Source organism: Streptomyces sp. NPDC001068, assembly GCF_042897315.1.
In the GTDB taxonomy this organism is placed as follows: Bacteria; Actinomycetota; Actinomycetes; order Streptomycetales; family Streptomycetaceae; genus Streptomyces.
The window spans coordinates 193,667-204,949 of record NZ_JBIAYD010000001.1 but is presented as its reverse complement, the minus strand read 5'-3'; the positions used below and the strand labels follow the sequence as shown (position 1 = coordinate 204,949).

Below are 11,283 nucleotides of genomic sequence, written 5' to 3'. Positions count from 1 at the left end.
CCACTCACTCGGACGCGAAGATGGTCTTCTTCTGGCGCTCGATCGACGAGAGCAGGCTGTCGACGCCCTTCGGGTTCTGCAGGAACTTCTGCAGGCCGGGCTGCATCACCGTGGAGGTGAAGTCCGGGCGGGAGTCGCGGTCCATGAACTGGGTGAGGCTCTTGGCGTTGCTGATCATGTCGTACGCCTTCTTCTGCAGGGCGGAGTACGACGAAGTGTCCGCCTTGGAGGAGGCGGCCACCACACTGGAGTCGGCCTTCAGGTAGATCTGCTCGGCGTCCGGGGTGCCCAGGTACTCCATGAGCTTGAAGGCGCCGGACTTGTTCTTCGGGGCCTTGCTGACCATGTAGCCGTCGGTGGGCGCCTCGACGGTGTCCTGGCCGTACGCGGAGTTGATCTCCGGGAAGGCGAAGAAGTCGAGGTCGTCCAGGTCGGCCTTGTTGGTGAACTGCTGGGCCACGAAGGAGCCGAGGAGGTACATGCCGGCCTTCTTGGAGACCAGGCTCTGCGCGGCGTCCTGCCAGGTGCGGCCCATGAAGCCGTCCTGGTGGTAGGGGAGGATCTCGGCCCAGTGGTCGAAGACGGCCTTGACCTTCGGGTCGGTCCACTCGGCCTTGCCGCCCATCAGGTCCACGTGGAAGTCGTAGCCGTTGATGCGGAAGTTGAGCTGGTCGAAGGTGCCCATGGCCGGCCAGGCGTCCTTGTCGCCGAACGCGATCGGGACCAGGCCGTCCTTCTTCATCTGCTTGCACAGCGCCACGAAGTCGTCCCACGTGGTGGGGACCTTGTAGCCCTTCTCCTGGAAGAGGCTCTTGCGGTAGAAGATCGCCCAGGGGTAGGTGTCCAGCGGCACGAAGTAGTACTTGCCGTCCTCGCCCTTGCTGAGCTTCTTCATCGCGTCGGGGAAGCCGTCGCCGATCTTGTCCCAGACCTCGTCGATCGGGGTCGCGAGACCCTTCTTCGCGAAGAACTGCATCCGGTACCCGGCGAACCAGTTGAAGACGTCGTCCGGCGTACCCTGCAGGTAGGAGTTGATCTGCTCCTGGAAGGTGTTGTGGTCCTTCGTGTTGACATCGACCGTGATGCCCGACTGCTTCTTGAAGGTCGCGTACATCTCCGCGTAGGCCTTCTTCGGCACGGCGTCCGAGCCGTTGGAGCCCAGGGTGACGGTCTTCGGGTCGGAGGAGGACCCGCTGCCGCCGCAGGCGGAGAGCAGGGGTATGCCGCCGGCGAGAAGGGCGGCCGAGCCGGCCCCACGCAGGACGTTTCGGCGGCTCGGACCCGGCAGGTGAAGACCGGACGGGGAGATGCGCATGGCGGCTCCTGAGTAACAGGGTTCGGCAAGGGGAGAGTTGATCTTCGAAAGGTCCCGAAACCGATCAGAAACCAACTCGGCCGAACATCGTGGGCGCAATAACAGCCGCTTGTCCGCTCATGCGTCAATAGCCTGCGTCCCTCTCACCCGTCTCTTGCCCGAAACGTAATCGACACAGTTGCCTGCCGCTTTGTTGAACGCGGCGGGGCGGCGGGCCCCCCGGGGGGCGAACTTCGTGAGGGCTCGTGTGCGGGCGTGTTGGTTTCCGGTCGCGGGACCAGCGGTTTAACCCGCGGCGGCCGCGGGGCCATGCGTGTTCCGCGTGCCGTTCACCGCAACGGGCTAGGGCCGTACGAGCAGTTGGAAGTCGAAGGCGTACCGGGAGGCGCGGTAGACGTGGCTGCCGTACTCCACCGGGCGGCCGGTGTCGTCGTAGGCCGTGCGCCGCATGGTGAGCAGGGCGGCGCCCTCCTTCTCGTCGAGGCGGCCGGCCTCCTCGGCGTCGGCGCTGCGGGCGCCCACGGTCTGCCGGGCGCTGTGCAGCGTGATGCCGGCCGTGCGCATCATCCGGTACAGACCGGTCGACTCCAGGCGCTCCGTGTCGAGTTCGAGCAGGCCCGCGGGCAGGTGGTTGCAGAGGAACGCCACCGGCTGGCCGTGCGTGCAGCGCAGCCGCTCCAGCACGACCACCTCCGAGCCCTCCGCGACTCCGAGCGCGGCCGCCACCTCGCCGGTCGCCGGGACCCGCTCGTTGCGCAGCACCCGGGTGGTCGGCCCCTGCCCGGCCGACTCCAGGTCGTCGTAGAGGCTGCTCAGCTCCAGCGGCCGCCTGACCTGACTGTGCACCACCTGGGTGCCCACGCCCCTGCGGCGCACCAGCAGCCCCTTGTCGACGAGGGACTGGATGGCCTGGCGGACCGTGGGCCGGGACAGGCCGAGCCGCACCGACAGGTCGATCTCGTTGCCGAGGAGGTTGCCCGGGGCGAGCACGCCGTGCTCGATGGCCCCCTCCAGCTGCTGGGCGAGCTGGTAGTAGAGCGGCACCGGACTGCCGCGGTCCAGCGCGAACTCCAGGGAGTCGAGCGCCGAGACGGTCGCGGTCCGGGCGGAATCACCGGTTCGGGCCACCGGGACACCTCCTTCCGGGGTTCGGGCGGATCACAGGTGCCGGCGGCGGTCGGCCACCTGCCGGTCGTAGTCCTCGCGGGCCCGTACCGCGGGCTCGCGGGTGGCGGTCGCGGCGACCGGCACGTCCCACCAGGCCTCGGCCCCGGGAGCGGCGGACGCCGGGTCGGTCTCGACGTACACGCAGGTCGGCCGGGAGCTCGCCCGGGCCGCGGTGAGCGCCGCGCGCAGCTCGCGGACGGTCTTGGCGCGCAGCACCTCCATGCCGAGGCTGGCCGCGTTGGCGGCGAGGTCGACCGGCAGCGGGGCGCCGCCGAAGCCGCCGTCGGCCGAACGGAAGCGGTAGGCGGTGCCGAACCGCTCGCCGCCCACCGACTCGGAGAGGCCGCCGATGGAGGCGTAGCCGTGGTTCTGGATCAGCACCAGGTTGACGGGCAGGCCCTCCTGGACGGCGGTGACGATCTCGGTCGGGTTCATCAGGTAGGTGCCGTCGCCGACCAGCGACCAGACCACGGTGTCCGGGGCGGCCTGCTGGACGCCGATGCCGGCCGGGATCTCGTAGCCCATGCAGGAGTAGCCGTACTCCAGGTGGTACTGGCGCGGCGACCGGGCCCGCCACAGCTTGTGCAGGTCGCCGGGGAGCGAGCCGGCCGCGTTGATGACCACGTCGTCGTCGCCCACCACCGCGTCCAGGGCGCCGAGCACCTGGGTCTGGGTCGGCACCGCGTCCTCGTCCTCCGCGCGGTACGCGGCCGCCACGACGGCCTCCCAGCGCTCCTTGCCGGCCCGGTACTCCTCCTCGTAGGCGGCGGCCACGCGATGGCCGGCGAGCGCCTCGGTGAGGGCGGTCAGCCCCGCCCGGGCGTCGGCGACCAGGGTGCGGGCGGCCAGCTTGTGGGCGTCGAAGCCGGTGATGTTCAGGTTCAGGAAGCGGACGTCCGGGTTCTGGAAGAGGGTGCCGGAGGCCGTGGTGAAGTCCGTGTACCGGGTGCCGACCCCGATGACCAGGTCGGCGGTGCGGGCCAGGTCGTCGGCGACCGCGGTCCCGGTGTGGCCGACACCGCCCACGTCGGCCGGGTGGTCGTGGCGCAACGATCCCTTGCCCGCCTGGGTCGAGGCCACGGGGATGCCGGTGGCCTCCACGAGGGCCCTCAGGGCGCCCTCGGCGCCGCTGTGGTGGACTCCGCCGCCCGCCACGATCAACGGCCGCTCAGCGGCCCGTACGGCGCTCACGGCGTCCGTCAGCTCGACCGGGTCCGGTGCGGGGCGGCGGACCCGCCAGACGCGCTCGGCGAAGAACTCCTCGGGCCAGTCGTACGCCTCCGCCTGGACGTCCTGCGGAAGGGCGAGGGTGACCGCCCCGGTCTCGGCCGGGTCGGCGAGCACCCGCATGGCGTTCAGCGCGGACGGGATCAGCGCCTCGGGGCGGGTGATCCGGTCGAAGTAGCGGGAGACCGGGCGCAGCGTGTCGTTGACGGAGACGTCGAACTCGACCGGGTGCTCCAGCTGTTGCAGCAGCGGGTCGGGCGCGTGGCTGGCGAAGTAGTCGCCGGGCAGCAGCAGCACCGGCAGCCGGTTGATCGTGGCCAGCGCCGCGCCGGTCACCAGGTTGGTGGCGCCCGGTCCGATCGACGTGGTCACCGCCTGCGCGGAGAGCCGGTCCAGCTGCCGGGCGTGGCCGACGGCCGCGTGCACCATGGCCTGCTCGTTGCGGCCCTGGTGGTACGGCATGACGTCGCCGTACTCCAGGAGGGCCTGGCCGATGCCCGCCACGTTGCCGTGGCCGAAGATGCCCCAGGTGCCGGCGATCAGCCGGTGCCGCACGCCGTCGCGCTCGGTGTACTGGACGGACAGGAACCGCACCAGCGCCTGGGCGACGGTCAGGCGGGTGGTCGGCTGGCTCATGGGGACCTCATTCCGAGGAGGTGGCGCGGGCGGGTACGCCGGGCGGGAGCGGGTAGGGATCGCGGGGTTCCCCGGGTGGGACGGGACGTGCCTCTCAGGTGTAGATCGGGGCGGGCCGAACTGTCAATGGTTTGTACTTACATTCGGACCTGAGTGTGAAATGATGTCTTAACAAAGTATTGACAGCGGGCCTCGCAGGGACTTGTATCCCGTCCCAACGCACAGCACCGACCCGGACCGGCGCCTTCCGGACCGGGTCCAGGAACTTCACGGAACCCGTTCTTTTCCCCGTCGCACAGTGAGGTGCAGGCAAGATGGAGCGCTCATCCCGTATCCGTCCGCGGAGACTGGCCCCCTTCGTGGCCGTGGCCGCGGCGGCCGCCCTGGCCCTCACCGGCTGCTCCAGCAGCTCCGGCGGAAAGAAGGCGGAGGAGGGCGGTGCCTCCGCCGCCGCCGGCAAGGCGAGCACCCCGCGCATGACGGTCGCGCTGGTCACCCACCAGGCGCCCGGCGACACGTTCTGGGACATCGTCCGCAAGGGCGCCCAGGCCGCCGCCGACAAGGACAACGTCAAGCTCGTCTACTCCGCCGACCCGAACGCCGGAAACCAGGCCAACCTGGTGCAGAACGCGGTCGACCAGAAGGTCGACGGGATCGCCGTCACCCTCGCCAAGCCGGACGCCCTCAAGGCCGTCATCGGCAAGGCGACCGCGGCGAACATCCCGGTCGTCGGGCTCAACTCGGGCGTGAGCGACTGGAAGAAGCTCGGCCTGCTGGAGTTCTTCGGCCAGGACGAGACGGTCGCGGGCGAGGCGCTCGGCAACCGGCTCAACACCGAAGGCGCCAAGAAGGTCGTCTGTGTCATCCAGGAGCAGGGCAACGTCGGCCTAACCCAGCGGTGCGACGGCGTGAAGAAGACCTTCTCCGGGACGACCGAGACCCTGTACGTCGACGGCACGTCCCCGACCGCGGTCAAGTCCACGATCACCGCCAAGCTCAAGACGGACGGCGACATCGACCACGTCATCACGCTCGGCGCCCCCATCGCGCTCATCGCCGTGCAGTCGGTGTCGGACGCCGGCAGCAAGGCGCAGATCGCCACCTTCGACCTCAACAAGGACCTGACCGGCGCCATCAGCAAGGGGACCATCGAGTTCGCCGTCGACCAGCAGCCGTACCTGCAGGGCTACCTGGCCGTCGACTCGCTGTGGCTCTACAAGAACAACGGCAACTACATGGGCGGCGGTGAACAGCCGGTGCTGACCGGGCCGGCCTTCGTCGACAAGTCCAACGTCGACAAGGTGGCCCAGTTCGCCGCGAAGGGCACACGGTGATCTGAATGAGCCATCAGGCACCGCCGGCGGTGGCGACACCGCCGGCCCCGGGCCCCGGGCAGCACGACGGCCGCACCGCACAACGCCCGCTGGCGCTGCGGGTGCTGGCCCGCCCGGACGTGGGCGTGTTCCTCGGCGCGGTCGCCGTGTACGTCTTCTTCCTGGTCGCGGCACCGCCGGTGCGCGAGGCCGGCGCGATGGCGAACATCCTCTACCAGTCGTCGACCATCGGGATCATGGCGCTGCCGGTGGCCCTGCTGATGATCGGCGGCGAGTTCGACCTCTCCGCCGGTGTCGCGGTGGTCAGTTCGGCGCTCACCGCGAGCATGCTCAGCTACCAGCTGACGCTCAACGTGTGGATGGGCGTCGTCGTCGCCCTGATCGTCTCGCTCGCCATCGGCGCCTTCAACGGCTGGATGGTGGTGAAGACCGGGCTGCCCAGCTTCCTGGTCACCCTGGGCACCTTCCTGATCCTCCAGGGCGTCAACCTCGCGGTCACCAAGCTCGTCACCGGCAACGTCGCCACCGACGACATCAGCAACATGGACGGCTTCGACCAGGTCAGGAGCGTCTTCGCGTCCTCCTTCCACATCGGTGGCGTCGAAGTGAAGATCACCATCGTGTGGTGGCTGGTCTTCGCGGCCATCGCCACCTGGGTGCTGCTGCGCACCAGGTACGGCAACTGGATCTTCGCGGTCGGCGGCAACAAGGAGAGCGCCCGCGCGGTCGGCGTCCCGGTCACCTTCACCAAGATCTCGCTGTTCATGCTGGTCGGCTTCGGTGCCTGGTTCGTCGGCATGCACCAGCTGTTCTCCTTCAACACCGTGCAGTCCGGCGAGGGCGTCGGCCAGGAGCTGATCTACATCTCCGCCGCGGTCATCGGCGGCTGCCTGCTGACCGGCGGCGCGGGCTCCGCGATCGGCCCGGTCTTCGGCGCCTTCATGTTCGGCATGGTGCAGCAGGGCATCGTCTACGCCGGCTGGAACCCGGACTGGTTCAAGGCGTTCCTCGGCGTGATGCTGCTCGGCGCCGTCCTGATCAACCTGTGGGTCCAGCGCACCGCGACCAGGAGGTGACCCGATGACTGACAACGGAACCGGAACCCACGGCGCCACCCTCCCGGACACGGCGACCGCCGAGGGCGCCCCCGTCGTCGAACTGCGCGGCGCGGGCAAGTCCTACGGCAACATCCGCGCCCTGCACGGCGTCGACCTCGAGGTCTTCCCCGGCCGGGTCACCTGCGTGCTCGGCGACAACGGCGCCGGCAAGTCGACCCTCATCAAGATCATCTCGGGGCTGCACCAGCACACCGAGGGCGAGTTCCTCGTGGACGGCGCGCCGGTGCGCTTCAGCACCCCGCGCGAGGCCCTCGACAAGGGCATCGCCACCGTCTACCAGGACCTCGCCACCGTGCCCCTGATGCCGGTGTGGCGGAACTTCTTCCTCGGCTCCGAGATGACCAAGGGCCCCTGGCCGGTACGGCGCCTCGACATCTCCGGGATGAAGGAGACCGCCGACCGCGAACTGCGCAACATGGGCATCGTCCTGGACGACCTGGAGCAGCCCATCGGCACCCTCTCCGGCGGCCAGCGCCAGTGCGTGGCCATCGCCCGCGCCGTCTACTTCGGCGCCCGGGTGCTGATCCTGGACGAGCCCACCGCCGCCCTCGGCGTCAAGCAGTCCGGTGTGGTCCTGAAGTACATCGCCGCCGCCCGCGAGCGCGGCCTCGGCGTCATCTTCATCACCCACAACCCGCACCACGCCTACATGGTCGGCGACCACTTCAGCGTGCTGCGCCTCGGCACCCTCGAACTCTCCGCCGACCGCAGCGAGATCAGCCTCGAAGAGCTCACCAACCACATGGCGGGCGGCGCCGAACTGGCCGCCCTCAAGCACGAACTGTCACAGGTCCGCGGAGTCGACACCGAGGAACTCCCGGAAGAAGAGGACCTCTCCGCCCCCGCGGGGACCGGTCCGGAAGGAAAGTCCTGAGCATGGCGAACGCCCTCGACCGCATCCGTGTCGGCTCGGCCCCCGACTCCTGGGGCGTCTGGTTCCCGGACGACCCCCAGCAGGTCCCCTGGGAACGCTTCCTCGACGAGGTCGCCGAGGCCGGGTACTCCTGGATCGAGCTCGGCCCCTACGGCTACCTCCCCACCGACCCGGCGCGCCTCACCGACGAGATCGCCCGGCGGAGCCTGAAGGTCTCGGCCGGCACCGTCTTCACCGGGATGCACCGCGGCCCCGCCGTCTGGGACGCCACCTGGGAGCACGTCAGCCAGGTCGCCGCGCTCACCCAGGCGATGGACGCGAAGCACCTGGTGGTCATCCCGTCCTTCTGGCGGGACGACAAGACCGCCGAGATCCTGGAGCCGCACGAGCTGACCGGCGAGCAGTGGGCCCACCTGACCAAGGGCATGGAACGGCTCGGCCACGAGGTCAAGGAGACGTACGGCCTGGACATCGTGGTTCACCCGCACGCCGACACCCACATCGACACCGAGGAGCACGTCGAGCGCTTCCTCGACTCGACCGACGCCGACCTGGTCAACCTCTGCCTGGACACCGGCCACTACGCGTACTGCGGCGGCGACAGCGTCAAGCTGATCGAGACCTACGGCGAGCGGATCGGCTACCTGCACCTCAAGCAGGTGGACCCGGCGATCCTGGCCGACGTCCAGGCCAAGGGCACCCCGTTCGGGCCGGCCGTCGCCCAGGGCGTGATGTGCGAGCCGCCCACCGGCGTGCCGGAGCTCGGCCCGGTGATGGAGGCGGCGCAGCGCCTGGGCGTCGACCTGTTCGCCATCGTCGAGCAGGACATGTACCCCTGCGAGCCGGACAAGCCGCTGCCCATCGCGGTGCGCACCCGGCAGTTCCTGCGGTCCTGCGGCGCCTGATCCCGGGAACACGAGCCGTGACCCGGACGTTCATCCCCCGACAGCACGGGAACGCCCTCCGCCGCCGGTCGCCGGCGGCGGAGGGGCAGGCGCCATGGGAGCGAGCATGACAGACCAGGAGCGGCCGGAGCCGGACACCGACGTCGCGGCCGAGGCCGCGCGGCACCTGCGCTTCGGCGCGCTGCCCGAGCGGATCCGCCCCGAGGACATGGTCGAGACCAGGCCGGCTACCGAGCACGACCCGGACCGGGACACCTACGACCCGGACGCGTTCGCGATCCGCTACGGCCTCTGAGCGTCCGATCCGCGGGGACCGTGATGGGCTACGGCCTCTGAGCGTCCGGGAGGCCACGTGGAGCATCCCCACAGCCCCCGAAGCCGACCCGGAAGGACGCCCGCTACGGCCGGCTGAAGTTCGGGGTCTCCGAGGTCGTGCACGCGGCGACCGGCGGCGGCACAGACCCCATGTACGAGCCGTTCGTGCACGCCATCGCGACCCTGCTGGAGGCCGGCGCGGCGGACGGCACGCTGAAGGCGGACGTCGACCCGGAGGACGTGCTGCTCCAGCTCAGCGTCCTGTGGCGGATCGACCCGGCGCGCGGCGACGCGGAGGCCCGGTCGGCGCGGATCCTGCGACTGATCGTGGACGGCCTGCGGGCCGCATGAGGAGAGGTCCGGCGTCGGGCGGTGAGGAGAGGGTCGGTGGCGGCTGGGTGAGGAGAAGGGCGGCGGCGCGGGGTCCCTGAACCGCGTGCTCGGTTCCGGAACCCCGCCCCGCCGCCGTGCGCGGTGTCAGGCTCCGCGCACCTCTGCGATCGTCACCGGACGGTGCTCGTGCAGAGACAGGGTGCAGGCCTCCGCGATCCAGCCGGCCTCCAGGGCGTCCTCGACCGTGCAGGGCGAGGGCCGGGAGCCGGCCACGACCTCGGTGAACGCGGCGAGTTCGGCGCGGTAGGCCGCGGTGAAGCGGTCCATGAAGAAGTCGTGCGGGGTGCCCGCGGGGAAGGTCACGCCCGGCTCGACCGACCGCAGCGGGAGCTTGTCCTCCAGGCCCACGGCGATCGAGTCCCGGAAGCCGTGCAGCTCCATGCGGACGTCGTAACCCCGGGCGTTGTGGCGGGAGTTGGAGACCACCGCGATGGTGCCGTCGTCCAGCGTGAGGATCGCGCCGGTGGTGTCGGCGTCGCCCGCCTCCTTGATGTAGTCCGCGCCCCGGTTGCCGCCGACCGCGTACACCTCGGTGACCTCGCGGCCGGTCACCCAGCGGATGATGTCGAAGTCGTGCACGGAACAGTCCCGGAAGATCCCGCCGGACACGGCGACATAGGCGGCGGGCGGCGGCGCCGGGTCCAGGGTGGTGGAGCGGACGGTGTGCAGCCTGCCCAGCTCGCCGCCCTGCACGGCGGCCCGTGCGGCGACGAACCCGGCGTCGAACCGGCGGTTGTAGCCGATCTGGATCGGCACGCCCCGGTCCCGCACGGCCTCCAGGACCGCGACGCCGTCGCTCATGTGCTTGGCGACAGGCTTCTCGCAGAAGACCGGGATGCCGGCCTCGACACCGGCCCGGATCAGCGCCGGGTGGGCGTCGGTGGCGGCCGCCACCACGATGCCGTCCACACCGGCGGCCAGCAGCGCCTCCGGCGAGTCCACGACCTCCCCGCCGAACTTCTCGGCGGCGGCCTTGGCGGCGTCCGCGAACGGGTCGGTGAGGACCAGCGACTCGACGGTGTCGAGGCCGGAGAGGGTCTCGGCGTGGAAGGCGCCGATACGGCCGAGGCCAAGGATTCCGATACGCATGTGCTTTGCTGCTTCCTTGATCAGAGCGCCCCGTGAGGGGCGCGGGGCTGTGTCGATGTGCGGCTTCGCCGCGTGGGCGCGAGCGGCCACGACGCAGCCGCGGGCGACCGACGGCGTGACGCGGCGACCCCTCAGTCGAGGCCGCCCAGTACGTTCTGGTCCCAGTCGATCACCGACCCGGTCACCACGCCCGACCGCTCCGACAGCAGCAGCACCACGAAGTCGGCGATCTCGTCCGGCCGGCCCAGCCTTCCCATCGGAACCCTCGCGGCGGCCTCGTCGAGCCAGCCGTCCTGCGCCCCGTGGAACGCGCGCTGCGTCGCGTCCTCGCCCTCGGTCGCCGTCCAGCCGATGTTCAGGCCGTTGATCCGCACCCGGTCCCAGCGGTGCGCGTGCGCCGCGTTGCGGGTCAGGCCGATCAGACCGGCCTTGGCGGCGACGTACGGCGCGAGGAACGGCTGCCCGCCGTGCGCGGACGACGTGATGATGTTGACCACCGTGCCGGGCGCCTTGCGCGCGACCATGTCGGCGACGGCCGCCTGCATCGCGAAGAACGGGCCCTTGAGGTTGATGGCGATGTGCTGGTCGAACAGCTCGGGCGTGGTGTCCAGCAGGGTGCCCCGGGAGGTCAGCCCCGCCGAGTTCACCAGGCAGTCGATCCGGCCGTACGCGCCGATCACCTCGGCCACCGCGGCCTTCGCCTGTCCGGCGTCCGCGAGGTCGGCCCGCACGTACCGCGCCGTGCCGCCGGCGGCGGCGAGTTCGGCCACCAGCGCCTCGCCGGGCTCCGGGCGGCGGCCGGTGACGGCGACCGTGGCGCCCTCCCGGACCGCGGCCCGGGCGATCGCCGCGCCGACGCCCTGGCTGCCGCCGTTGACGAGGACGATCTTGTCGTCGAGAAGTCCCATGG

At 70.6% G+C, this 11,283-nt stretch carries 11 protein-coding genes; 6 read left to right on the top strand and 5 right to left on the bottom strand.

Features of this window, described 5'->3' with window-relative positions:
• Positions 1-4: 4 nt before the first annotated feature.
• The 3 genes from ACFY3I_RS00930 to iolD form a co-directional block, all read right to left on the bottom strand.
• Positions 5-1,315 carry an extracellular solute-binding protein gene (locus tag ACFY3I_RS00930; RefSeq protein WP_362642724.1) on the bottom strand — a complete coding sequence of 437 codons (1,311 nt, stop codon included), beginning with the start codon at positions 1,313-1,315 and terminating at the stop codon, positions 5-7.
• 342 nt (positions 1,316-1,657) lie between these two features.
• Positions 1,658-2,443 carry a GntR family transcriptional regulator gene (locus ACFY3I_RS00925; RefSeq protein WP_390858762.1) on the bottom strand — a complete coding sequence of 262 codons (786 nt, stop codon included), beginning with the start codon at positions 2,441-2,443 and terminating at the stop codon, positions 1,658-1,660.
• 30 nt (positions 2,444-2,473) lie between these two features.
• Positions 2,474-4,345, bottom strand: coding sequence for a 3D-(3,5/4)-trihydroxycyclohexane-1,2-dione acylhydrolase (decyclizing) (iolD, locus tag ACFY3I_RS00920; protein WP_390858761.1), 1,872 nt, complete (start codon positions 4,343-4,345; stop codon positions 2,474-2,476).
• Between the two features lie 314 nt (positions 4,346-4,659).
• Here iolD and ACFY3I_RS00915 point away from each other — a divergent pair, with 314 nt between their 5' ends.
• From ACFY3I_RS00915 to ACFY3I_RS00890, 6 genes are all read left to right on the top strand, one after another.
• Positions 4,660-5,679 carry a sugar ABC transporter substrate-binding protein gene (locus tag ACFY3I_RS00915; RefSeq protein ID WP_365291401.1) on the top strand — a complete coding sequence of 340 codons (1,020 nt, stop codon included), beginning with the start codon at positions 4,660-4,662 and terminating at the stop codon, positions 5,677-5,679.
• Positions 5,680-5,684: 5 nt separating this feature from the next.
• On the top strand, positions 5,685-6,755 hold the full coding sequence (locus tag ACFY3I_RS00910; protein WP_390858760.1) for an ABC transporter permease: 1,071 nt from the start codon (positions 5,685-5,687) through the stop codon (positions 6,753-6,755).
• A gap of 4 nt (positions 6,756-6,759) precedes the next feature.
• Complete coding sequence (locus ACFY3I_RS00905; protein ID WP_390858759.1) at positions 6,760-7,671, top strand: ATP-binding cassette domain-containing protein; 912 nt, start codon at positions 6,760-6,762, stop codon at positions 7,669-7,671.
• 2 nt (positions 7,672-7,673) lie between these two features.
• Positions 7,674-8,576, top strand: a complete 903-nt coding sequence (locus tag ACFY3I_RS00900) for a sugar phosphate isomerase/epimerase family protein (RefSeq protein ID WP_390858758.1) — start codon at positions 7,674-7,676, stop codon at positions 8,574-8,576.
• Positions 8,577-8,682: 106 nt separating this feature from the next.
• On the top strand, positions 8,683-8,871 hold the full coding sequence (locus tag ACFY3I_RS00895) for a hypothetical protein (RefSeq protein WP_390858757.1): 189 nt from the start codon (positions 8,683-8,685) through the stop codon (positions 8,869-8,871).
• Between the two features lie 137 nt (positions 8,872-9,008).
• Positions 9,009-9,242, top strand: coding sequence for a hypothetical protein (locus ACFY3I_RS00890; RefSeq protein ID WP_390858756.1), 234 nt, complete (start codon positions 9,009-9,011; stop codon positions 9,240-9,242).
• 126 nt (positions 9,243-9,368) lie between these two features.
• Here the strand turns inward: ACFY3I_RS00890 and ACFY3I_RS00885 are convergent, their stop codons facing one another.
• Together ACFY3I_RS00885 and ACFY3I_RS00880 are read right to left on the bottom strand one after the other, a co-directional pair.
• On the bottom strand, positions 9,369-10,373 hold the full coding sequence (locus ACFY3I_RS00885) for a Gfo/Idh/MocA family oxidoreductase (protein WP_390858755.1): 1,005 nt from the start codon (positions 10,371-10,373) through the stop codon (positions 9,369-9,371).
• A 131-nt stretch (positions 10,374-10,504) separates the two neighbouring features.
• Positions 10,505-11,281 carry an SDR family oxidoreductase gene (locus ACFY3I_RS00880; RefSeq protein WP_390858754.1) on the bottom strand — a complete coding sequence of 259 codons (777 nt, stop codon included), beginning with the start codon at positions 11,279-11,281 and terminating at the stop codon, positions 10,505-10,507.
• Positions 11,282-11,283: the final 2 nt, after the last annotated feature.